The sequence below is a fragment of the Klebsiella sp. AqSCr genome (genome assembly GCF_008452795.1).
GTDB lineage: Bacteria > Pseudomonadota > Gammaproteobacteria > Enterobacterales > Enterobacteriaceae > Klebsiella > Klebsiella pneumoniae.
On record NZ_MJDM01000005.1, the window covers coordinates 562643 to 586003 of the forward strand.

The 23361-nt window shown below is 60.6% G+C and carries 21 protein-coding genes, 1 pseudogene and 1 riboswitch; of the genes and pseudogenes, 15 read left to right on the plus strand and 7 right to left on the minus strand.

The features are described from left to right. The first annotated feature begins 56 nt into the window (after nucleotides 1–56). Nucleotides 57–1367: a guanine deaminase gene (gene guaD / locus BHE81_RS06615; protein ID WP_023301907.1), complete on the plus strand. Its 1311-nt coding sequence runs from the start codon at nucleotides 57–59 to the stop codon at nucleotides 1365–1367. A 98-nt stretch (nucleotides 1368–1465) separates the two neighbouring features. Here guaD and BHE81_RS06620 read toward each other — a convergent pair whose 3' ends face one another. Further along, on the minus strand, nucleotides 1466–2722 hold the full coding sequence (locus BHE81_RS06620; RefSeq protein WP_021314003.1) for a sensor domain-containing diguanylate cyclase: 1257 nt from the start codon (nucleotides 2720–2722) through the stop codon (nucleotides 1466–1468). 397 nt (nucleotides 2723–3119) lie between these two features. Between BHE81_RS06620 and BHE81_RS06625 the strand changes: the two genes are divergently transcribed. The 3 genes from BHE81_RS06625 (at nucleotide 3120) to BHE81_RS06635 (ending at nucleotide 6462) form a co-directional block, all read left to right on the plus strand. Then, nucleotides 3120–4160, plus strand: a complete 1041-nt coding sequence (locus BHE81_RS06625) for a LacI family DNA-binding transcriptional regulator (RefSeq protein WP_009485818.1) — start codon at nucleotides 3120–3122, stop codon at nucleotides 4158–4160. A gap of 192 nt (nucleotides 4161–4352) precedes the next feature. After that, on the plus strand, nucleotides 4353–5276 hold the full coding sequence (locus BHE81_RS06630) for a TIM barrel protein (RefSeq protein WP_023301906.1): 924 nt from the start codon (nucleotides 4353–4355) through the stop codon (nucleotides 5274–5276). A gap of 13 nt (nucleotides 5277–5289) precedes the next feature. Next, nucleotides 5290–6462 carry a Gfo/Idh/MocA family protein gene (locus BHE81_RS06635; RefSeq protein WP_015958454.1) on the plus strand — a complete coding sequence of 391 codons (1173 nt, stop codon included), beginning with the start codon at nucleotides 5290–5292 and terminating at the stop codon, nucleotides 6460–6462. Nucleotides 6463–6499: 37 nt separating this feature from the next. Here the strand turns inward: BHE81_RS06635 and BHE81_RS06640 are convergent, their stop codons facing one another. Continuing rightward, a complete protein-coding gene (locus BHE81_RS06640) occupies nucleotides 6500–7621 on the minus strand; it encodes a DUF4056 domain-containing protein (RefSeq protein WP_023301905.1) in 1122 nt (373 codons plus the stop codon). 65 nt (nucleotides 7622–7686) lie between these two features. Next, a pseudogene (locus BHE81_RS29100) lies at nucleotides 7687–7867 on the minus strand (hypothetical protein). Further along, nucleotides 7868–7969, plus strand: a riboswitch (TPP riboswitch). A gap of 68 nt (nucleotides 7970–8037) precedes the next feature. Here BHE81_RS29100 and tenA point away from each other — a divergent pair. The 7 genes from tenA to BHE81_RS06675 all read left to right on the plus strand — a co-directional run bounded on the left by tenA (nucleotide 8038) and on the right by BHE81_RS06675 (nucleotide 15427). Then, nucleotides 8038–8733: a thiaminase II gene (tenA, locus tag BHE81_RS06645; RefSeq protein ID WP_015958456.1), complete on the plus strand. Its 696-nt coding sequence runs from the start codon at nucleotides 8038–8040 to the stop codon at nucleotides 8731–8733. Next, complete coding sequence (locus BHE81_RS06650; RefSeq protein WP_023342796.1) at nucleotides 8730–9458, plus strand: ABC transporter ATP-binding protein; 729 nt, start codon at nucleotides 8730–8732, stop codon at nucleotides 9456–9458. The genes tenA and BHE81_RS06650 overlap by 4 nt, the downstream gene beginning before the upstream one ends. Next, nucleotides 9455–10195: an ABC transporter permease gene (locus BHE81_RS06655; RefSeq protein ID WP_004143673.1), complete on the plus strand. Its 741-nt coding sequence runs from the start codon at nucleotides 9455–9457 to the stop codon at nucleotides 10193–10195. The genes BHE81_RS06650 and BHE81_RS06655 overlap by 4 nt, the downstream gene beginning before the upstream one ends. A 24-nt stretch (nucleotides 10196–10219) precedes the next feature. After that, complete coding sequence (locus tag BHE81_RS06660) at nucleotides 10220–11155, plus strand: ABC transporter substrate-binding protein (protein WP_023342795.1); 936 nt, start codon at nucleotides 10220–10222, stop codon at nucleotides 11153–11155. Nucleotides 11156–11461: 306 nt separating this feature from the next. Further along, nucleotides 11462–12847, plus strand: coding sequence for a diaminobutyrate--2-oxoglutarate transaminase (locus BHE81_RS06665; protein WP_072198359.1), 1386 nt, complete (start codon nucleotides 11462–11464; stop codon nucleotides 12845–12847). 9 nt (nucleotides 12848–12856) lie between these two features. Further along, on the plus strand, nucleotides 12857–14338 hold the full coding sequence (locus BHE81_RS06670; RefSeq protein ID WP_073545874.1) for a pyridoxal phosphate-dependent decarboxylase family protein: 1482 nt from the start codon (nucleotides 12857–12859) through the stop codon (nucleotides 14336–14338). A gap of 195 nt (nucleotides 14339–14533) precedes the next feature. Next, nucleotides 14534–15427 carry a LysR substrate-binding domain-containing protein gene (locus tag BHE81_RS06675; protein ID WP_016831594.1) on the plus strand — a complete coding sequence of 298 codons (894 nt, stop codon included), beginning with the start codon at nucleotides 14534–14536 and terminating at the stop codon, nucleotides 15425–15427. 278 nt (nucleotides 15428–15705) lie between these two features. On the opposite strand, the gene BHE81_RS06680 is transcribed toward BHE81_RS06675, so the two are convergent. From BHE81_RS06680 to BHE81_RS06695, 4 genes are all read right to left on the minus strand, one after another. After that, the gene (locus BHE81_RS06680) at nucleotides 15706–16896 is read right to left on the minus strand and encodes a cytochrome c biogenesis protein/redoxin (protein WP_023342793.1); all 1191 of its coding nucleotides are present in this window, start codon (nucleotides 16894–16896) and stop codon (nucleotides 15706–15708) included. A gap of 102 nt (nucleotides 16897–16998) precedes the next feature. Further along, nucleotides 16999–18342 (minus strand): ATP-binding protein, encoded by a 1344-nt coding sequence (locus tag BHE81_RS06685; RefSeq protein WP_023342792.1) that lies wholly within the window; start codon nucleotides 18340–18342, stop codon nucleotides 16999–17001. Further along, on the minus strand, nucleotides 18339–19079 hold the full coding sequence (locus tag BHE81_RS06690; RefSeq protein ID WP_023278971.1) for a response regulator: 741 nt from the start codon (nucleotides 19077–19079) through the stop codon (nucleotides 18339–18341). Before BHE81_RS06690 ends, BHE81_RS06685 begins: the two co-directional genes overlap by 4 nt. An 86-nt stretch (nucleotides 19080–19165) precedes the next feature. Then, nucleotides 19166–20158, minus strand: a complete 993-nt coding sequence (locus BHE81_RS06695; protein WP_004189934.1) for an alpha/beta fold hydrolase — start codon at nucleotides 20156–20158, stop codon at nucleotides 19166–19168. 243 nt (nucleotides 20159–20401) lie between these two features. On the opposite strand from BHE81_RS06695, the gene BHE81_RS06700 reads away from it, so the two are divergent. From BHE81_RS06700 to pqqC, 4 genes are all read left to right on the plus strand, one after another. Beyond that, nucleotides 20402–21421: a dipeptidase gene (locus BHE81_RS06700; protein WP_023342791.1), complete on the plus strand. Its 1020-nt coding sequence runs from the start codon at nucleotides 20402–20404 to the stop codon at nucleotides 21419–21421. A gap of 136 nt (nucleotides 21422–21557) precedes the next feature. Next, entirely contained in the window at nucleotides 21558–21629 is a 72-nt protein-coding gene (gene pqqA, locus BHE81_RS06705; RefSeq protein ID WP_002905689.1) for a pyrroloquinoline quinone precursor peptide PqqA, read from the plus strand. A gap of 54 nt (nucleotides 21630–21683) precedes the next feature. Continuing rightward, nucleotides 21684–22610: a pyrroloquinoline quinone biosynthesis protein PqqB gene (pqqB, locus tag BHE81_RS06710; protein WP_073841956.1), complete on the plus strand. Its 927-nt coding sequence runs from the start codon at nucleotides 21684–21686 to the stop codon at nucleotides 22608–22610. Continuing rightward, the gene (gene pqqC, locus BHE81_RS06715) at nucleotides 22604–23359 is read left to right on the plus strand and encodes a pyrroloquinoline-quinone synthase PqqC (RefSeq protein WP_110246688.1); all 756 of its coding nucleotides are present in this window, start codon (nucleotides 22604–22606) and stop codon (nucleotides 23357–23359) included. The genes pqqB and pqqC overlap by 7 nt, the downstream gene beginning before the upstream one ends. Nucleotides 23360–23361 lie beyond the last annotated feature (2 nt).

Sequence of the window (23361 nt, forward strand, 5' to 3'; positions counted from 1 at the left end):
GGCACCAATCTTGCTGTTTATCACTATTCCCAGAGCGTTAAGAGAAGGCAGGTTCGATGATGGATTACCAGACCGCGGTGCGCGGTGCATTTTTTGATATCGCCGGCGTGGCGGAGACCCCGGATGAGGTGGCCGCCCAGGCCCGCTATCTCGATGATGGCCTGTTGTTCCTGCAGGAGGGGAAAATTATCGCCCTGCTGCCATGGCAGCAGGGGGAAGCCTTTCTGCATCCCCTGAAGGGCTATGTCGATCTGAGGGGTAAGCTGCTGCTGCCGGGGTTCGTTGATGCCCACGTTCACTATCCGCAGACCGAGATGATCGGCGCCTTTGGCGAACAGCTGCTTGAGTGGCTCACCACCTACACCTTCCCGGTGGAGAGCCAGTTTGCCGATGCGGAGTATGCCCAGGAGATAGCGCAGTTTTTTGTAAATCAGCTGATAAGCCATGGCACCACCACCGCGCTGGTGTTTTGTACCCTGCATCCGGCCTCGGTGGAGGCGTTATTCAGCGAAGCGCTGCGTCTGAATATGCGCCTGATCGCCGGGAAAGTGATGATGGATCGCCATGTGCCCGACTACCTGTGCGAAACCGCCGGGGAGAGCTACGAGCAGACCCGGGCGTTGATCCGCCGCTGGCATCAGCGCGGCAGGCTGGGCTATGCCATCACCCCGCGCTTTGCCCCCACCTCAACCCCGGGGTTGCTGGAGGCGGTGCAGCGCCTGCGGGCCGAGTTTCCCGACACCTGGCTGCAGACGCATCTCAGTGAAAACCGGGAGGAGATCGCCTGGGTTAAACAGCTGTGGCCTGAGCATGCGCGCTATCTGGATGTCTATCATCACTATCAGCTCACTGGCGAACGCAGCGTCTTCGCTCACGGGATCCATCTCGATGATGCCGAGTGGCAGTGCCTGCATGACACCGGGTCCGCCGTCGCCTTCTGCCCGACGTCGAATCTGTTTCTCGGCAGCGGGCTGTTCCGCCTGCCCGCCTGCTGGCAGCACCAGGTGCGGATGGGCATCGGCAGCGACGTCGGAGCCGGGACCACCTTCAGCATGCTGCGGACGCTGGGCGAGGCCTACAAGGTAGGACAACTGCAGAGCTATCGCCTGCGCGCCAGCGAGGCCTTCTATCACGCCACCCTTGGCGGGGCGCGCGCCCTGCGGCTGGAGGAGAAAATTGGCAATTTCCAGCCGGGCAAAGAGGCGGATTTTGTGGTGATTGACCCGGCGGTCACCCCGCTGCAGCGCCTGCGCATAGGCCGCTGCCATGACATTTATGAGCAGCTGTTCGTGCTGATGACCCTGGGTGATGAACGCAATATCAGCGAGACGTGGGTGAATGGCGAGCGGGTGTGGTGTCAGGACTGACCCCTCAGCCAGTCCCACTTCCTGAAAAGAACGAGAAAACGCACCATACCTTGTTTGCCACCTTAACGCAGGCTAACCCACTACAGGCGGGGGCTTATTCAGGCGGCGCCATCTCTACTGCGCCGTCGCTCAGAGCTGTCAAAAGGCATGCGCGTCACCCGATTACGCCCGTCATTTTTTGCCGCATACAGCGCTTTATCGACGCGGGAAAACAGTTGATCAACCGTTTCGCCGTCATGATGTTCAGCCACGCCGATGCTGACGGTCACCGACAGCGTCTGGTATTCGCTAACCGCCTGGCGGATCCCCTCCGCCAGTATCAGCGCGCGGCCGATCGGCGAATGGGGCAAAAAAAGCAGAAACTCTTCTCCACCCCAGCGATAAATTTTATCTTCGCGGTCGACCGACGTTTCCAGAATACGAGAGAGCACCAGCAGGACCTCATCGCCTTTTTGATGGCCGTGAATATCATTAATGCTCTTGAAATGATCGATATCGATTAACAGCAGACAATAACCCCGGGGGATAAAAGTTGGCGCCTCAACCAGACGGTGAAACTCCCGGCGATTAAGCAAGCCGGTTAACGGATCGTGGGCGGCGGAAAATTCCAGCTCTTTTTTCAGATGCACTTCTTCGGTGATATCGTGAATGATGCATAGCATCAGTCGAATATTATACAGCACCACCGGCCCGGCATAAGTTTGGACATGACGTAGCGAGCCGTCAGCCAGAATATGCGTAAAATTAAGCGGTTTATGACCGCCAGGCAGACTGGCAATATTATTCATAATGGGGATGACGTCCCGGCCCAGGGTATTTATTTGCCAGGTATGTTTGGTGCGCATTTCCTCATCGGAATAATGATAAAAACGTAGCGCGGCAATATTGGCATCGACAATCCGGCCATCTTTATGAGGGTCAATCAACAGCATCGGCGCGGTATTGGTCATAAAAAAGCGAGCGAAAAAGCCATTGTTACGCCGCTGGTAGCGGCGGGAGCCGGTATGAATCGACTGATTTTGCGCCAGCAGCTTCACGGCTTCAAACAGCAGCAAGCAACCACAGTCTTCGGTATCAATCAGGGTGGTTTTGCAATACACCGACTGCAACCCATTGGCGGTGGGTAACGTCCAGACTTCGAATATCTCGCTCATGGTGTCGAGATAGCGAAGGTAGTGCTGCAGTTGCGTTTCCGGACAGGTGGAATAAATACCGTTACGCATCTCATTGAGCGACATCTCGCCGCTCAATGTCCGGGAAGCCTGATTGGCATAGACCACCCTTTCGTTAAAAGGATGAACTACCCATATCGGGGTGCTTAAGACCTCAAAAACAGCCAGCTCTTTTAATAACATACAGGCCCCAAACCGACCCACTGCCGGCGCGGAACGGCACTTAACGCTGTGCAGCCCCAACGCTGGTTTAAAGTGAAAGCAAAATAGACACCGAGAAACCGCAATTACGCGCGAGCGCGCCAAGTATAGTCGGTTATGCGCCCAGTAAAGCCCTCTGAGGGTGACTTTGCGCGCAGTTTAACCAACAGAAGCGATGCTGCCTTTAATAATAATTTTATTTCAACAGCATAGCAGCGATGCCAGAACGGGTAGTCGCTTTTGATCACAGAGTGTGCATCGCCAACAGGGTTACCCGGCAGGCACAGCGGCATAGGCCAGGGCGGGCAGAGAGTCGCTTTTCTGCCCAGGCTAACCGTGATAGTTTCTATCATTACGCTCATTCATAGCGACAAATACCTTGAAAAAAATCGCCACTAAAATCACCCTTGCCGACATTGCGCGTGAAGCGCGCGTCGGCGTAGCCACCGTCGACCGGGTGCTCAATAAGCGCGCGGCGGTGAAAGAGTCCACGGCGCGGCGCGTGCTGGAGGCCGCCCGCCGGCTGGGTTTTACCCTCGAGCAGCCCCACTATCGCCTGGCTGCCGGCAAAGCGCCGGTCACGATCAGAATGGGCTTTATCCTGCTGCAGGAGAGCCACTCCTTCTACCTGCCGTTGGCCCGGGCGCTGACGCGCGAGGCTGCCCCATGGCTACCGGCGGGCCAGGCGCCGGTGATACTGCATTTTGCCATCGATGCGGTGGAAGCGATGGCTCAGGCCATTCACCGACTCAGCGATGAAGTGGAGGTGCTCGGCCTGGTGGCGCTGGATCACCCGCTGATTCGCCACGCGGTGGCCCGGGCCGCCGCCCGCGGCGTGCGCGTGCTCACCCTGCTTTCCGATCTATCGGTCCCCCAGCGCAGCGGGTATATCGGCCTCGATAATCATAAAGCCGGGCGCACCGCCGCCTGGTTTATCGAGCGCTTATGCCGGGGGAATGGTGAAATTGGCATTATCATTGGCGATAATCGTTTTACCTGCCAGGAAAGCTGTGAGATCAGCTTTCGCTCCTGCCTGCGAGAACAGGGCAAGGGGCAACAGATCCTTGAGCCGGTTCGCAGTCATGAACGGGCGGATATCGCCAGGACCGTGACGGAACAGATGCTGACTCAGTACCCGGCCCTGCAGGCGATCTACGCCCCCTGCGGCGGCGTCGAAGGGATCGTCGACGCGCTGCGCGACAGCGGCCGTCAGCAGGAGATCGCTCTGGTCTGCCACGGTCCGCTCAGCGACAGTGAACTGGCCCTGATCGATGGCACCATCGACATCATGCTTAACCACCGGCTGGATGAGTTTGCCGCCGTTACGCTGCGCGCCATGGCGGACGCCGCTTCACGCCCCCATAGCGAGGTGATTTCACTCCCTCAGCCTTTCGATATCATCACCAAAGAAAATATGTAAATTTCCGGCTCCGTCTCCAGCGGAGATGGTTATCGGGCGGACCGCGCCACCTCTCGACTTGATAAAAAATTATCAAAATATCCATCAATTAAAATCATGATGATTATCATAAAATCAAAATTCCATCATTGTTGACAATGAAATCTTTATTCAATACTCAGCGGCATCCCTTGTATGAAAAAGGAAGCCGACATGATACATCCTATCGCTAACGCCCCCTGCAGCTGGGGCGTCGATGACCCGAAAAACCCTAACCTCCCTGCCTGGGCTACCGTGCTTAAGGAGGCGGCGCAGGCTGGCTATCGCAGCATTGAGCTCGGCCCCTGGGGTTATCTCCCCACCGATCCGGCCAGCCTGCGCGCGGCGCTGGAGCAGCATCAGCTGTCGCTGGTCGCCGGCACGATCTTTGACGATCTGGTGAGCGAGGCCCATTTCCCCACCCTGGTGGCGCTGACCCATCAAATCTGCCGCAATCTGTCGCAGGTAGCCGCTGCCGAACCGATCCCGGGCCGCCCTTTCCAGCCGCCCTATCTGGTGATTATCGACTTCGGCAACCCCGAACGGGCGCGCTTTGCCGGGCGCTGCGCGCTGGCTCCGCGCCTCAATGACAAAGACTGGCAGCGCATGATGGAGCACATTATCGCCCTTAGCACCCTCGCCTGGCAGGAGTACGGTGTGCGGGCGGTTATCCATCCGCACGCCGGGGGCAGCATTGAATTCGCGGATGAGATCGAGCGGCTGGCCAACGATATCCCGCACGACGTCGCCGGGTTGTGTCTGGACACCGGACATCTCTATTACGCCGGGATGGATCCGCTCGACTGGCTGGATCGCTATTACCACCGCCTGGACTATCTGCACTTCAAGGATGTCGACCCGCAGGTTTATCAGCGCGCTATCCATGAAGGTATCGACTTCTTCACTGCCTGCGCCGAAGGGGTGATGTGCCCGCTCGGCAGCGGCGCCATTGACTATCCGGCTATCCAAGACTTTCTTGCCCGCCGGGGGTATCAGGGCTGGATAACCATTGAACAAGAGCGCGACCCGCGCCATGCCGCAGGCAGCCTGCAGGCGGTCACGGAAAGTCTGCGCTATCTGCGCGACGTCGGATTCTGACAGGAGGCACGACATGATTAACGGTTTAAAACCTCTCGACCGCACCCTGCGCTGGGGCATGGTCGGCGGCGGCGGCAGCAGCCAGATCGGCTATATTCACCGCTCTGCAGCGCTGCGCGATAACACCTTCACGCTGCTGGCCGGCGCCTTTGATATTGATGCCGAGCGCGGACGCCAGTTCGGCCAACAGCTGGGGGTGGATCCCGACCGCTGTTACGCCGACTATCAAAGCCTGTTCCGCGGCGAGGCTGCCCGGCCTGACGGCATTCAGGCGGTGTCAGTTGCCACGCCAAATAACACCCACTATGCCATCTGCCGGGCCGCGCTGGAGGCCGGGCTGCACGTGGTGTGCGAAAAGCCGCTGTGCTTCAGCAGCGAGGAAGCTGACGAGCTGGTGGCGCTCAGCCAGCGGCGGCGCAAGATTATCGGGGTGACCTACGGCTATGCCGGCCACCAGCTGATCCTGCAGGCCCGGCAGATGATCGCCGACGGGCTGCTGGGCGATATCCGTATCGTTAATATGCAGTTTGCCCACGGTTTTCACGCCCAGCCGGTGGAACAGGAAAATGCCAGTACCCGCTGGCGGGTCGATCCCCGCTTCGTCGGCCCCAGCTATGTGCTGGGCGACCTGGCCACCCATCCGCTGTTTCTGGTCGAAACCATGGCCCCGCAGCTGAAGATCACCCGGCTGATGTGCGCCAGACAAAGCTTCGTCAAAAGCCGCGCGCCGCTGGAAGATAACGCCCATGTACTGATGGAGTATGACAACGGGGCCATCGGCTCACTGTGGAGCTCCGCCGTCAACTGCGGTTCGATGCACGGGCAAAAGGTGCGAATCATCGGTGAAAAAGCCAGTCTCGAATGGTGGGATGAACAGCCCAACCAGCTACGCTACGAAATCCAGGGCGAACCCGTGCGCATCCTCGAGCGCGGTATGGACTATCTCGATCCGCTGGCGCGTCAGGATGATCGCATCGGCGGCGGCCATCCCGAGGGCCTGTTTGAGGCATGGTCGAATCTCTATCGCCGCTTCGCCATCGCCATGGATGCCGCCGACCGTCGCGACGAGGCGCTGCTGGCCGACTTCTGGTACCCGGACGCCCGCGCCGGGGCGTTCGGCGTCCGCTGGGTGGAAAACTGCGTGCGTTCTGCCGACAACGGTGCCTGCTGGGTCGACTTCCGCTAACTCGCCGGCTCAGGGCGTTCGTCCTGAGCCTTTACGGCTATTTTTCTGTCCGCGCCAGCTGGGTTTTATCCGCCTCATGGGCGCGGTCCGCCAGCCCCTGGAACGCTCCGGCGCCATAGTATTGCGCGGGAACCGGCAATGCCTGCATATCGTGCCCTGGATAGATCTGCAGTTCGCCGAGGTCGCGTAAGCGGAATCCCCCGACCTGCTCCGGCATGGTCAGGCGATACGGCGGCATGGTTTCGAATGGGACCGGCGTCGGCAGCCGGTTTTCCTGTAGATCGTAGTTACGCTTCAGTACCAGAAACTTATCCGGCACCCGCCGGTGACTGTTCCACCAGTCGCCGTCGATCTGCTGAAACATCGCTTCCGTCTCTCCGCGCGTCGCCACCAGCAGCCGGGTCAGCACTTGTTTCAGCGCCGCATCCATGGCCTGGTTATAATCCTCCAGCGAACCGCCGTGGCCGCTGAGGATGACATTAATCGCCAGCCTCGCGCCCAGTAAATTGGAGTAGAGATCCTCGGGCGAAAAAGCGGAAATCTCTTCGGAAAACCCGGGGACCGACTGGAAGCCATACCACTGGGCGATCTCATGCCACTGGGCGATTTCGAAGGCCAGATGCCCGGCGAGCCAGGCCGCCAGCTGATAGCGCTGCCTGACGCCCGCCGGCGGCGTAAAGGCATTCAGCTGCACGCGGCGCACGCCCAGTTCTTCACTGTAGAAGATCCGCCCCGCCTGACCCAGCGTCGGCGCAATACGATTGAACAGATAAAAGGTGTTGTCCGCCGTATCGCGCACATGGGCGATATCAATAAACCCGCCGCGGCGGGTATAGATAAGCCCGTTCTGCTCCTCGCTGAGCCCCAGCAGATTTTTCACCGCACCGAACGCGCTGTCGTTGTAATGGTGCTTACCCAGCGTACCCAGAGTCAACACATTACCGATCTGGTACATCGGGATCGGAATGCCCGCCGCGCGCACGTGCAGGTCGTAACCAAAAGCGCAGCACGGTCGCAGCGACTCCGGCGGCGGCAGCTCACCGAGGGTGGGCGCCGTATGGATCGCCGTCACGGCGGGTAGCACCGGATCCTGCGCCAGCGCCGGCAGCGCCAGCGCCGGCAGCGCCAGCGCGAATAATAGCCAGAAGGCTTTACGCATCAACAGCCTCTCCACAGCAATAAAAGTGCGCGCATCTTACCGGCAGATAGCGCCTGCGGTTTTAGTTAAAAACGGTATTCAGCGCCGACAACGAAACTATTGCGCGCGTAAAAGCCGCTCTTCCGTTCGTCGCGGCCCGGTGGTTAGTAGTTCTTGCGCGGAAAAGCGCTGGCTATCCCCCATTACCATCATCCTGCGTCAAGGTGGCGCGGTGATTGTATTCAAAAGGTGAATGTCGTATAACATAGCGCTACCGAGGGGTGTCCCGTGAGGGCTGAGATGGCGCAAGCCGAACCCTTTGAACCTGATCTGGGTCATGCCAGCGAAGGGACGGGTCGGCAATTTTGCCAGCATTACCGCCATTGCCTGTTCACACCCCTGCACGCCCGGATCTCCCCTGAATAAATGGAGGTCCTGTGATCGTTCCCGCTTTTAGCCAAGGTCTTTACGGCCGTTTACGCCAGCTGGCCGCCGCTGACTGGCAGCGCTATGTGGCGCATCCTTTCGTCCAGCAACTTGCCGATGGGACGCTGGCGGAAAACGCCTTTCGTCGCTATCTGACCCAGGATTATCTGTTTCTGATTCACTTTGCCCGCAGCTACGCGCTGCTGGTGAGTAAACTGCGCGCGCTGCCGGAGATGCGGGCCGCGGCCGCCTCAATGAATGCCATCCTCAACGAACTGCCGCTGCACGTCGGCTACTGTGCCCAGTGGGGGATTAGCGAACCGGAGATGGCCGCCCAACCTGAAGCCCCCGAAACCCTCAACTATACACGCTACGTGCTGGATATTGGCCACTCGGGTGACGCGCTGGATCTGCTGGTCGCCCTGATGCCCTGCGTCGCGGGCTACGCCGAAATCGGTCTCGGCCTGCTGCAGCATCCCGCCACCCGACTGGACGATAACCCCTACGCCTCATGGATCCGCAACTATGGCGATGAAGGCTATCTGCAGGGCGTCAGCGCCGCGCTGGCGCTGTTGGAAACGGTGTGGCAGCAGCGCGGGAGCGAGGCGCGAATCACTGAGCTGAGCGAGATTTTCACCACCGCCACCCGCCTTGAGGCGCAGTTCTGGCAGATGGGCCTCAACGCCGCGGCGGAGACCCGGGCGTGACGGCGCCGGGTATCGAGGTCCGTGGCCTGAGCCTGCATGTCGGCGACCGTCGGCTGTTCGACAACCTGTCGTTTACGGTCCCCGGCGGGCAGTGGGTGTCGCTGCTCGGCGCCAGCGGCGCCGGCAAAACCAGCCTGCTGCGGGTAATGGCCGGTCTGGCGCCCGCCACCCGCGGAGAAGTGGTCGCCAGCGATGGGCAACCGATTCAGGGCCGTCTGGCGTGGATGGGGCAGAAAGATCTGCTCTACCCCTGGCTGAGCGTTCGGGACAACGTCGCCCTCGGCGCGCGGCTGCGCGGTGAAAAAGTCGATCGTGCCCGGGTCGCCGCTCTGCTTGAACAGGTTGAGCTTTCATCCTGCGCCGACGCCCGCCCGGCGACTCTCTCCGGCGGCATGCGTCAGCGCGCCGCGCTGGCGCGCACGCTGTATGAGGATCGCCCCATCGTGCTGATGGATGAGCCTTTCTCGGCGCTGGATACCCTCAACCGTACGCGCATTCAGACCCTGGCGGCCACCCTGCTGGCCGGTCGCACGGTGGTGCTTATCACCCACGATCCGCAGGAGGCCTGCCGGTTGAGCCACCGCCTGCTGGTCCTCTCGGCGGCCGACGGCGACATTGATGATAGCCATCACCTCGCCGGCACACCTCCGCGCGCGCCGGACGCGCCCGATCTCCTGATCGGCCAGGCCGCCCTGCTGCAGCAGCTGATGAGGGCCCAACCATGACTGGACGTCTCTGGCGCGGCGGCATGGTATTCGGCGGGCTGATGCTCCTCTGGGGTCTGGCCAGCCGCAGCGGCATTCCCCATTTTCTTTTACCGTCCCCGATGGCGGTCGCCGAGGCGCTATGGGTTAATCGCGCCTATCTCGGCTGGCATACGCTTATCACGCTCAGTGAGATCCTGAGCGGCCTGGCGCTGGGCGTGACGCTCGGCGTCACCCTGGCGCTGGGCATGATCCTCTCCCCCCGTCTGCAGCGCTGGCTGATGCCGCTGGTGCTCACCAGTCAGGCGATCCCGGTCTTTGCCCTCGCCCCGCTGCTGGTGCTGTGGCTGGGCTTTGGCATGAGCGCCAAAGTGGCGATGGCGGTGCTGGTGATTTTCTTTCCGGTGACTTCCGCCTTCTTTGATGGCTTGCGGCGGGTCAACCAGGAGTATCTCGATCTGGCGCGCAGCATGAATGCCTCCTTCGGCGCGCAACTGCGACATGTCCGCCTGATGGCCGCCCTGCCGGCGCTGGGCTCTGGCCTGCGCATGGCGGCGGCGGTGGCGCCCATTGGCGCGATCATCGGCGAATGGGTCGGCTCCGCCGAGGGGCTGGGCTACGTCATGCTCAACGCCAATGCGCGACTGCAAACCGATATCTGCTTCGCCGCGCTGTTTATTTTAGTACTACTGACCCTCCTGCTGTGGCTGGCGGTAGATACCCTGCTACACCGGCTGATCGACTGGTCGCCGGAATAAGAATGACGTAATAAAGGAAAACAGATGAAAAAGTCGCTATTCGCCGGGGCAACCTTGACGGCCCTGTTCAGCGGCCACGCGCTGGCCAATGAACCGCTGACGCTGGTGCTGGACTGGTACATTAATCCCGACCATGCGCCGATTATGGTGGCCGAGCAGATCGGCGCCTTTAAGGCCCAGGGGCTGGACGTCAGGATTATCCCCCCTTCCGATCCCGCGCTGCCTCCGCGCATGGTGGCCGCCCGTCAAGCGGATCTGGCCATCACCTACCAGCCGCAGGTGCACTTCTTTGCTGACGAAGGGTTACCGCTGGTGCGTGTAGGGACTCTGATTAATTCGCCGCTGAATACGGTTATCGCCCTGGATAAGCAGATCAAAACCCCGGCAGATCTGCAAGGCAAGAAGGTGGGCTACTCGGTCAGCGGCATTGAGCAGGCCACCCTGGCGACCATGGCGCAACATGCGGGGATCGATCCGGCCAGCATCAAACTGGTGAACGTCAATTTCCAGCTGACCAGCGCCCTGCTGGCCGGCCAGGTGGACGCGGTTATCGGCGGCTATCGTAATATAGAAGCGCAGGAGCTGAAGCTGCAGGGCAAAACGCCGGTGGTGATGAACGTCGAAGATTACGGCGTGCCGGCCTATGACGAGCTGGTGATTGTCGCCCATCGCGACGCAATTCATGAGGCGAAGATCCGTAAATTCCTCACCGCCCTGCAGGAGGGAGTGGGCTATCTGCGCGCCCATCCGCAGAAGAGCTGGGAGGCGTTCGCCGCCGCCCACCCGGAGCTTAGGACCGAACTCAACCACCAGGCGTGGTTGCAAACCGTGCCCCTGTTCGCCACCGATCCGGCAGCGCTGGATAAAGCGCGCTACGAGACTTACGAACAGTTTTTATATAACAATAAGTTGGTGAAAAAAGTTACACCTTTAACAAATTATGCGGTGGAACTGCATTGAGTCTTGCTATCGCTGACGGAAGGCATTCCGTCAGCGCTTTAACGTAGCGGCAATAAAAATATAGAGACTTTCTCACTAATAATTACACTTTAAAGGGTTATAGTGACAGAGCGTTGTTCTATTATAATTCAGCAAGTTACGTTAATTTTGCCCCTGGTAAGAATAACGTCAAAATAGCGCAATCAATAAAACGTTGAATGCGGATTTAAAAAGCCATATATTGTGCGCGCTTTATGAATGCCAATTCAATTTCTTACACCAATTATTCAACCAGCGTTCAACCGCAATGCTGGTTGTGGGAGTGATATGATGACGGATAAAGTCCGTATTGATACTTTACGTGCCGATTTATTAGACGCAAACAACGAAACCTTTTTGGCCCGTCAGGCCGAATTCGAATCGAATGTCAGGAGTTACCCGCGTAAGCTGCCGCTGGCTATCACTAAAGCCGAAGGCGTGTGGCTGACGGATGCGGATAACAAACAGTACCTGGACTGCCTCGCGGGCGCCGGTACTCTCGCTCTGGGCCACAACCACCCTGATGTATTGCAGAGCATCCAAAGTGTCATTACCAGCGGCTTGCCGTTACATACTCTCGATCTTACCACCCCGTTAAAAGATCGCTTCTCCGAATACCTGCTCTCTTGCCTGCCGGGCGAAGGGAAAGAATATTGCCTGCAGTTCACCGGCCCGTCCGGCGCTGACGCCGTGGAAGCCGCGCTGAAGCTGGCGAAAAAATACACCGGTCGTACCGCGGTGATCAGCTTCTCCGGCGGCTATCACGGGATGACCCACGGCGCGCTGTCCGTCACCGGCAACCTGTCGCCGAAAGCGGCGGTTAATGGCATGATGCCGGAAGTCCAGTTCATGCCTTACCCGCACCTGTATCGTTGCCCGCTGGGCATCGGCGGCGAAGCCGGCGTGAAAGCCCTGACCTACTACTTCGAAAACCTGATCAACGACGTGGAGAGCGGCGTCCGTAAACCGGCGGCGGTGATCCTTGAAGCCGTTCAGGGCGAAGGCGGTGTGAACCCGGCGCCGGTCGAGTGGCTGCAGCGCATCCGCAAAGTGACCGAAGAGCACGACATTCTGCTGATCGTCGATGAAGTGCAGGCCGGCTTTGCCCGTACCGGTAAATTCTTCGCCTTCGAGCACGCCGGTATTCAGCCGGACATCATCGTGATGTCGAAAGCGGTTGGCGGCGGGCTGCCGCTGGCGGTGCTGGGCATTAAAAAGCAGTTCGACGCCTGGGAACCGGGTCACCACACCGGCACCTTCCGCGGTAACCAGCTGGCGATGGCCACCGGCCTGACCACCCTGCGTCATCTGCGCGACAACAAGATCGCCGACAAAGTCGCCGCCCAGGGCGAGTGGCTGAAAGGTAAACTGGCCGAGCTGCAGAAACGCTACCCGGTGATTGGCCACGTTCGCGGTCTCGGTCTGATGATCGGTATCGAAATCGTCAAGCCGAACGAAGCGCAGGATCACATGGGCTGCTACCCGGCTGACGGCGAACTCTCTGCCCTGCTGCAGAAGAAATGCTTCGAAGCGGGCCTGATCCTCGAGCGTGGCGGTCGTCACGGCTGCGTGCTGCGCCTGCTGCCGTCCCTGCTGATCAGCGACGCGGAGCTGGACGTGTTCCTCGACAAATTTGAACAGGCCCTGCTGGCCGCCGGCGTAAAACCGGTCTGAGTGGAGTAAGTGACCGCCATGTCCACATTGAATCCGATTCTTGCTGGTTCAGCGCAGAGCGTTGAAGCCTATCAGCAGGTTATCGAGCAGACCAGCCAGGCCGTTGTGCAGTGGCTGAAGCAACCTGAGATGTATCAGGGGAAAAGCGTTGACGAGCTGCGTGAGCGTATCTCCCTAGAATTTAACGAACAGGGTTTGGGTAACCAGGCGGCGATTGATCGTGCGATCGAGTACTTCCTGAAAGACAGCCTGTCGGTGCATCACCCGCAGTGCGTGGCGCACCTGCACTGCCCGAGCCTGGTGATTAGCCAGGCGGCGGAAGTGCTGATTAACGCCACCAACCAGAGCATGGACTCCTGGGATCAGAGCCCGTCGGCAACCATTATCGAGATGAAGCTGATCGAATGGCTGCGCGCCCGGGTCGGTTTTCCGGCGGGCGACGCCGGCGTCTTCACCAGCGGCGGCACCCAGAGCAACCTGATGGGCCTGATGCTGGCGCGAGACGCCTTCTTCGCCCGTCAGGGCCACTCCATCCAGCAGGATGGGCTGCCGGGAGATATCCGCAAGTACAAAGTCTTGTGCTCGGAAAACGCCCACTTCTCGGTGCAGAAGAACATGGCGCTGATGGGCCTCGGCTACCGCTCGGTAACGCTGGTGAAAACCGACGAATTCGCGCGGATGGACGTGTCCGACCTGCAGGCGAAGATTGCGCAAGCGCAGGCTAACGGCGAGCAGATCATGGCGATCGTCGCCACCGCCGGCACCACCGACGCGGGCGCTATCGACCCGCTGCGCGACATCGCCGGTATCGCTGCGGAACATCAGATCTGGCTGCACGTTGACGCAGCCTGGGGCGGCGCCCTGCTGCTGTCTGAGCAGTATCGCGACTACCTTGACGGTCTGGAGCTGGTGGATTCCGTTACCCTGGACTTCCACAAGCAGTTCTTCCAGACCATCAGCTGCGGCGCCTTCCTGCTGAAGGACGCGCGCCATTACGAGCTGATGCGTTATCAGGCGGCCTATCTGAACTCCGAGTTCGATGAAGAACACGGCGTACCGAACCTGGTGTCTAAGTCGCTGCAGACCACCCGTCGCTTCGATGCGCTGAAGCTGTGGATGGGTCTGGAAGCGCTGGGCCAGAAACAGTATGCGGCGATCATCGATCACGGCGTCACGATGGCGAAAAACGTGGCGGAGTACGTGAAGTCGCAGCCGACGCTGGAGCTGGTGATGCAGCCGCAGCTGGCGAGCGTGCTGTTCCGTTCCCGTCCGGCGCAGATGGCCGGGAGCGACGCGGCGGCTATCGCGCTGCTCAACCAGCGCGTCGGCGACGCCCTGCTGGCCTCCGGCCGCGCTAACGTCGGCGTAACCGAGCACAACGGCGTTACCTGCCTGAAGCTGACCCTGCTGAACCCGGTGGTGACGCTGGATGACGTGAAGGTTCTGCTGAACCTGGTGGAGCACACCGCTCAGGAGCTGCTGGCGCAATAACCTGCCTTAGCGAGGCGGCGCCTGCCGCCCCGCTGTCAGCCTTGCCTGCAATAAGCCGATAATGTCCTTATCGGCTTTTTTTTTATTTCTTTCCGCACCGCTAATGCTCTCTTCGCAGGGCCCGTTGACCCCTGCCTCTCGCGATGCCACAGTACTATCCCGAAAATAACAACGTTCAGGATAAACGTCCTGAAAATGGGGATGATGATGGAGAAACGCTTACCAGGGCTGGATCTCGACGCCCTGCGCAGCTTTGTGACCGGCATGGAGTGCGGCAGTTTCGCCCAGGCAGCGCTGCGCCTATCGCGTTCCACTTCCGCGGTCAGCGCCCAGCTTAAAAAGCTGGAGAGCCAGTGCGGTGCGGCGCTGGTGACCAAACAGGGGCGGCATCTGGTGCTCACCGCGGAAGGCGAAAAGCTGATGAGCTACGCCAGACGCCTGCTGGCGCTCAATGATGAAACCCTGCGCGCGCTGCAGGGTGAGCGGCTCACCGGCGAGATCCACCTTGGTATGCAGGAAGATTTTGGCGAATCGCTGATGCCGGGGATCCTCGGGCAATTTAAACGGCATCATCCGCAGGTGCGGATAGTCGCCAGGGTGGATCGCAATGGTCCGCTGCACCAGGCGCTGGCGGAAGAGGCGCTGGATCTGGCGCTGCTGTGGCAAAACGAAGATCAGGGTTCCGGGCTGGGCCTCTGCCCGCTGGCGTGGATTGCGCATCCTGACCTGGATATTCGCGCTCTGCTGGTCTCCGGCGAGCCGCTGCCGCTGGTGATGTTCGACAGCCCGTGTCTGATGCGCTCCCGCGCCATTGCCTGTCTCGATGCCGCGGGGATCCCCTGGCAGGTGGTGTTCGTCAGCCACAGCCTGAGCGGCATCTGGGCGGCGGTGCAGGCCGGGCTGGGCCTGACGATACGCACCCGCATCGGCATGCCAGGCAACCTGCGCCCCGCAGGAGGACTCCTGCCAGCGCCAGGAAGTCTGGCCGTCAGCCTGCGACAAACCCCGCGTGAGGAACACCATTCCGCCGCCGTGGCGCTGCTCGGCGAACTGATGACCGAGGCCCTGCAGGGATGGCTCGACAGGTGACACTGTCACGTCATTTCCATTCACCCTCACCCTAACCCTCTCCCTGAAGGGAGAGGGAACCGTACGGCAGCATCTGTTACCCCCTCCACATTCTGTCTCCCGGGCAAGCGTAGCGCAGCCCAGCCCAGCGCCTCTCCCGCTTCAATGCCCGGTGGCGGCTGCGCCTTACCGGACCTACATTCTCCCTGCGTGCTGATGTAGGCCGGGCAAGCGCAGCGCCGCCCGGCATCGGGTATAAAGGCTGGAGAGATCCGTCCGCCAGACGCCTGCGCCGCGGGTCAAGCTTTGCTCTCCTGCAGCAGCTGCTGGATCACCTGCTCCTGGCGGGCATAATCCCCTTCGCCGAATGCGGTATAACGCAGCTGTCCGCGAGCGTCGAAAATGTAATGCGCCGGCCAGTACTGATTGCCGAAGGCGTTCCAGATGGCGTACTCATTATCCGCCACCACCGGGTAGGTTACCCGCCAGTCCTTCACCGCCTGGCGCAGCAGGGGCAACGAACGCTCCCAGGGATATTCCGGGGTATGAACGCCAATCACCACAAGGCCCGCCGCGCGGTATTTGTTCGCCCAGTCGCGCACGTAAGGCAGGGTATGCTGACAGTTGATACACTCCCGGGTCCAGAAATCCACCAGCACCACTTTGCCCTTCAGACGCTCCTGAGTTAACGCCGGGCTGTTGATCCATGCGCTGCCCCCCGCCAGAGAGGGCATCGCGCTGCTGGGCTGCGGCGCGGCGATCGGCTGGAGGCTGGTCTTTTGCTCCGGCTGCGGCAGACGGGCGGCCAGCCGCTGCTCCAGCGCCTGGCTCAGTCCACCAGCGCTTTGCAGATAGCGATCGCCGCCGCTAGCGATCAGCGCCACCGAGGCCAGCATTGCCCCCCCTGCCAACCGGCGCAGCCGTTCGCCGAACGCCTGTCCGCGACGCAATCTGGCGATCAACGCCGCCCCGCACCACCCCAGCAGGAATAACATCAGCGCCCCGCCGCTGCCGTAGGCCAGCAGCAAGCCGCCGGTAGTCGCCTGCCCCGGATGCACAAAGCCCAGGCTAAGTATCGCCCCCAATACCGGCCCGGCGCACGGCGCCCACAGCAGGCCCACCGCCAGCCCGGCCAGCAGAGAACCGATCCAGCCGCGCTGGCGTGAACTGGCATCGTTAAGCTGATTCCCCAACGCTACCAGGGGTGAGGTCAGCCGTTGCGCGACGCGTTGCGAAAGCAGACTCAGCCCGACCAGGGCGAAGAACGCCAGCGCCAGACCGCGGCCTGCGAGGGTCAGATTCACCACCCAGCCGCTGGCGACCGTCACCAGCCAGGAGACAGCGCCGAACATCAGCGCCATTCCTGCCAGCATGATCGCCAGCTGCCCCCGGCGGCCCCGGACGCTGGCGAAAAGCAGCGGGATCACCGGCAGCGTACAGGGGCTCAGCAGGGTTAACATTCCGCCCAAAAATGCAATTAATATCGACATCGCCTTCTCCTCATTATGCCGTCGCTGCCGAGAGTGGCAGCCACGACATTACAGCAAGGCCATGTAAGGCGAATGTGTCGGGAAAGGGGGAGAATTGTCGGCTTAGTTATCCGTCTTTCCCGGAGATACAGCAGGATACAATCCCGCCGCGGCAAGGCGAACGCTGGCGTCCAGGCCGCCCTGCGGGCGGTTGGCCAGGCGCAGCGCGCCGTCCATCTGGCTGACCAGCTGCGCGGCGATCGCCAGCCCCAGGCCGGTGCCGCCGGTATCGCGATTGCGCGAGTCCTCCAGGCGATAAAACGGCTGCAGCACCTCCTGCAGCGAGGCCTCCGGGATCCCCGGCCCCTCATCCAGCACATGAAGGGTGATATCTCCCACGGCGTCACGGGTCAGGGTTACCGTGGCCGTCGTACCGAATTTCAAGGCGTTATCGATAAGATTGGTCATCACCCGGCGCAGAGCCTGCGGCGGGACCCACACCACCCCGGCGGTCTCTTCGGGACAAAACTGGACCGGCCGGCCGACATCGGCATAATCGCAGACGATGGTGTCGAGAAACGCATCGAGATTCAGCCGCTGTCGCGCCTCCTCCAGCGGCTGCGAGGTGCGGGCGAAGGCGATGCCCTCCCGCACCAGACGGGTCATATTGTCGAGATCCTGCAGTAGCTTATCGCGCAGTTCCGGCTGGTCGGCCATCTCCACCCGCAGCTTCATTCGGGTTATCGGGGTTTGCAGATCGTGGGAGATGGCGGCAAGGATCCGCGCTCGCTCCTGCAGATGATCGTGGATGCGCGCCTGCATCGCGTTAAACGCGCGGGCGGCGCGACGCACCTCCTCCGGCCCCTGCTCGGCCATAGTTCCCGCCGTGTCGCTGGCCGGCTCCAGGGCATTTACCGCGTGGGTAAAGCGGGAGATGGGCAGCAATACCTGGCGAACCGCGTACCAAGCGCAGGCCAGCAAGAGGACAAACTGAGCGATCAGCACCACCGGCAGCCAGCGGGCGATGGCCGGTAGTTTCGGCCACAGGTCGAGGGTTAACGGCGCGCCGTCGTGAAGGGTAATATGGGCCTGAATATGCTGCCGCGGGCCGGGGATCGCCACAATACTTACCGGATACTGCGCGCTCAGCGCCTCCTGCAGGGAGCGGGCAGCGTCCCGGGCGCGCCAGCTGGCCGGGTAATCGCCGCGCTCCCCGGCGTCCAGCAGATAGCGATAATTGCCGCGCGCCAGCTTCGGCAGCCATTGTGGGCGCTCAGCGGCCGGCAGGCGGTCAAGGATCGCCACGCTGGTGGCGACATCGGAAGCCAGATTCCCCAGCATCACGCTGCGAGCGCTGCTCATACGCTCATAAAACAGCAGCGACAGGGTTAAGGTATTCGCCAGCAGCAGCGCCAGAAACAGCAGCGCCATCAGCCTCGACTGCAGCGAGGCGGGCCAAAACCTCATTCATGCCTCTCGCGAATGGAGACCGGCACCGACAGCACATAGCCTTCGCTGCGCACCGTTTTAATGTAGGCCGGCTCGCGGGCATCCTCCCGTAGCCGTTGGCGCAGTCGGCTCACCAGCAGGTCAATCGACCGCTCAAACAGTTCCGCGTCGCGTCCCTGGGTCAGATTGAGCAGCTGATCGCGGTTCAGCACCCGCTGGGGATGGTCGAGAAACACCCGCAGCAGCCGATACTCCGCCCCGCTGAGGGCGACGATGGCGCCGCTGTCGTCCAGCAAATGGCGAGCGGCAGTGTCGAGCAGCCAGTCGCCAAAGGCGATCAGCCTGCCCGCCTCGGTGATCTGCAGGTTGGGCGGCAGCGCCCGGGTGCGGCGTAAAATGGCTTTGATGCGCGCCAGCAGTTCGCGGGCCACAAAGGGCTTAATCAGATAATCGTCAGCCCCCATTTCCAGGCCGAGGATCCGGTCGCTGTCATCGGTGCGGGCGGTGAGCATCAGCACCGGGATATCCTGCTGCGGGTTGGCGCGCAGCTGGCGACAGAGCGTTAAGCCATCCTCGCCCGGCATCATAATATCCAGCACAATCAGGTCAATTTTATGGTTTTTGAGTACCGACCACATGGCTTTGCCGTTCGCCGCGCCGCTGGCGCGATATCCCGATTTTTCCAGATAGTCGACTATCAGTTCCCGGATGTCGCGGTCGTCGTCGACGACCAGGATGTGGTCAATACGCTCCAAAGGCTGCTCCTGCGGCAAAATAAACTCTTCACAAGCATAAGCCGTGTTGCCGGAAGCGCAACGTCGCGCCGCCGGCAAGGCGCGGGTTACAAACGATCGGCGTCCACCACCGCCTGCACAAACGCCGTCGGATCCTCCTGCGGCGGGTTATGGCCCACCGCTCCCGGCAGATCCCGGTGCTCATATTTACCGGTAAATTTGGCACGGTAGCTGGCGGGAGCCGGATGCGGCGCGCCGTTATTCGCCCCTTCCAGGGTGATGGTGGGCACGGTTATCGGCGGTAGCGCCGCCAGCCGTTGTTCATAGCCGGCATACTTCGCTTCCCCTTTCTCCAGCCCCAGGCGCCAGCGGTAGTTGCTGATGGTGATCGCCACATGGTCCGGGTTATCCAGAGCCCGGGCGGTTTTGGCAAAGGTCGCATCGCTGAATTGCCACTGCGGCGACGCCTGATGCCAGATAAATTTCGCAAAGTCGTGGGTGTTTTGCCGGTAACCGGCCTCCCCACGCGGGGTGGCAAAATAGAATTGATACCACCACGACAGCTCAGCCTGCGGCGGCAGCGGTTTTTCGCCAATCTGCTGACTGCTGATCAGATACCCGCTCACCGAGACCAGGGATTTCACCCGCTGCGGCCACAGCGCGGCGACGATATCCGCCGTGCGCGCGCCCCAGTCAAAACCGGCCAGATCCGCCTGCCTGATGTTAAGGGCGTCCATCAGATGGACAATATCGGCCGCCATCGCCGACGGCTGACCGTTACGCGGCGTGCTGGCGGAGAGGAAACGGGTCGTGCCGTAGCCACGCAGATACGGCACGATCACCCGGTAACCCTTCTGCGCTAGAGCCGGCGCCACCTGGGCATAGCTCTGAATGTCGTAGGGCCAGCCGTGCAGCAGGATCACCGGCTGGCCGTCGCGTGGGCCGATATCCACGTAGCCAATATTCAGGTCGCCGGCGCGGATCTGCTGGATCTTGTCGAACGCCCCCGCGTCTTCAGCGGCGCAAACGGCGGCGGACCACAGGGTGGATAACCCCAGCGCCACGGCGCTGGTATAGCGGACTAGGGATAATCTGTTCATCGTTTTCTCACCTTTTATCGTCATCAAGAGAGTACGTGACCAGTAAAACGGAAATTTGTATCCGCCATGTGCCCGACCGGGGCCATTTTTATCTCTTAATGTCAGCGCTGCGCCGCGAGATACAGTGTGATACAAAGTCGAGGTTGGCAATTGTTGCGGGCATGTGAATTTATGCTTGCCCCGGGAGATAAATCCGTTACCGTGGCAGGCATTTTTCACCACTTAAGAACGCAGGAACCCGCTATGGCGATTTTTGATGGTCACAATGACCTGCTGCTGAATCTCTGGCTTCACCATCGCGAGGATCCGGTGAGCGCCTTCTTTGCCGGGATTGAGAACGGCCATCTCGACTATCCGCGCATGCTGCAAGGCGGATTTGCCGGCGGGCTATTCGCGCTATTCGTGCCACCGCAGGAATATATTGCCCGTATGACGCCGCAATACGCCAGCCAACGATGGGATCCGATCGATATCCTCTGGCAGCAACTGGCCATCCTGAAGCAACTTATCGCGCACTCCGCTGGACGCTTGAGATTGTGTCTGAGCGCGGCGGATATCGAGCGCTGCCGCGAGGATAAGGTACTGGCGATGGTGGCGCATATTGAGGGTGCCGGAGGTTTTGATGGCGAGGGCCGCGACCTGCAGGCCTTTTATGCCGCCGGGGTCCGCAGCATTGGTCCGTTCTGGAATATGGCGAACCGCTTCGGCAGCGGCGTTAACGGTTCGTTTCCCGGTAGCCCGGACACTGGGCCTGGACTGACAGCGGCAGGTATCGATCTGATTAAGCAGGTCAATGCCTTGAAGATGCAGATGGACGTGTCTCATATGAATGAAAAAGCGTTCTGGGATACCGCCCATCACTCAACGTCACCGCTGGTGGCCACCCACTCCAATGCCCACGCCCTGTGCCCGCAGCCGCGCAATCTGACCGACCAGCAACTGCGGGCGATCCGCGACAGCGGCGGCGTGGTGGGCGTCAATTTCGGCAATGCTTTCCTGCGCGCCGACGGCCGGCGCGATAGCGACACGCCCTTAACCACCATTGTCCGGCATATCGACTATCTTATTAACATAATGGGTGAGGATCATGTGGCCCTTGGCTCGGATTTTGACGGCATCACCCTGCCGGACGAGCTGGGCGATGTGGCCGGCTTACCGCGGCTTATTAATACGTTGCGCGCTAGCGGCTATGATCAATTGGTGCTGGATAAGCTGCTGTGGCGTAACTGGCTACGGGTATTAAAAAATGTTTGGCAACAATAGGTTATATTGTAAACATAAAGTTAATTCCTTACAGATTCCGGGTTGATCTCTCTCCCGGTGAAGCGCAATATGCGGCAGCCGTCACAGATCCACCATTATCCGTGAGGCCTGTAGTCATTTTTAAGAGGAACAAAACATGTGGAAGAAACCTGCTTTTATCGATTTACGTCTCGGTCTGGAAGTGACGCTGTACATTTCTAACCGTTAATCGCCCCGCCCGCCGTTCGCGCGGGCACCTTCATTCATTACCCGGTCCGTCTTCATGTTCATTAAAGTCCTCGGTTCCGCCGCCGGCGGCGGTTTCCCGCAATGGAACTGCAACTGCGCCAACTGTCAGGGTCTGCGCGATGGCACCATTCAGGCTGCCCCCCGCACCCAGTCGTCAATTATCGTCAGCGACAACGGTAAAGAGTGGGTGCTGTGCAACGCCTCGCCGGATATCAGCCAGCAGATTGCCCATACCCCCGAGTTAAATAAAGCCGGCGTACTGCGCGGAACACATATCGGCGGCATTATTCTCACCGACAGTCAGATCGACCACACCACCGGGTTGCTGAGCCTGCGGGAAGGCTGCCCACATCAGGTCTGGTGCACCCCGGAGGTTCATGAGGATCTCTCCACCGGCTTCCCGGTGTTTACCATGCTGCGGCACTGGAACGGCGGCCTGGTGCATCATCCCATCGCTCCGCAGCAGCCTTTTACCGTTGACGCCTGTCCTGATTTGCAGTTTACCGCGGTGCCTATCGCCAGCAACGCGCCGCCCTATTCGCCGTATCGCGACCGGCCGCTGCCGGGTCATAACGTGGCGCTGTTTATCAAAAATCGCCGCAACGGGCAGACGCTGTTCTATGCCCCGGGGCTGGGTGAGCCGGATGAAACCCTTCTGCCGTGGCTGCAAAAAGCGGACTGTCTGCTGATCGATGGCACCGTCTGGCAGGATGACGAGCTGCAGGCCGCCGGCGTCGGGCGCAATACCGGGCGCGATATGGGCCACCTGGCGCTCGGCGACGAGCACGGGATGATGGCCCTGCTGGCCTCCCTGCCGGCAAAACGCAAAATTCTCATTCATATTAATAACACCAACCCGATCCTTAACGAGCAGTCTCCCCAGCGCCAGGCGCTAACGCAACAGGGGATCGAAGTGAGCTGGGACGGGATGGCAATCACCCTTCAGGATACCGCATGCTGATCACTGACACGCTGTCGCCGCAGGCCTTTGAAGAGGCTCTGCGGGCTAAAGGCGCCTTCTACCATATTCACCACCCTTACCACATCGCCATGCATAACGGCGACGCGACCCGCGAGCAAATTCAGGGTTGGGTGGCGAACCGGTTTTATTACCAGACCACTATTCCGCTGAAAGACGCGGCGATTATGGCCAACTGCCCGGATGCGCAAACCCGGCGCAAATGGGTGCAGCGGATCCTCGACCACGACGGCAGCCACGGCGAGGACGGCGGGATTGAAGCCTGGCTGCGGCTGGGGGAAGCGGTCGGTTTGAGCCGCGACGATCTGCTCAGCGAGCGTCACGTGCTGCCCGGCGTGCGCTTCGCAGTGGATGCCTATCTCAATTTCGCTCGTCGCGCCTGCTGGCAGGAGGCGTCCTGCAGCTCCCTGACCGAGCTGTTCGCCCCGCAGATCCATCAGTCGCGCCTCGACAGCTGGCCGCAGCACTATCCATGGATCAAAGAGGAAGGCTACTTTTACTTCCGCAGTCGTCTGAGCCAGGCCAATCGCGACGTTGAGCATGGCCTGGCGCTGGCGAAGGCCTACTGCGACAGCGCTGAAAAACAGAACCGGATGCTGGAGATCCTGCAGTTTAAGCTCGACATTCTGTGGTCGATGCTCGATGCCATGACCATGGCCTATGCCCTGCAGCGCCCGCCCTATCACACGGTCACCGACAAGGCGGCCTGGCACACGACCCGACTGGTGTAATC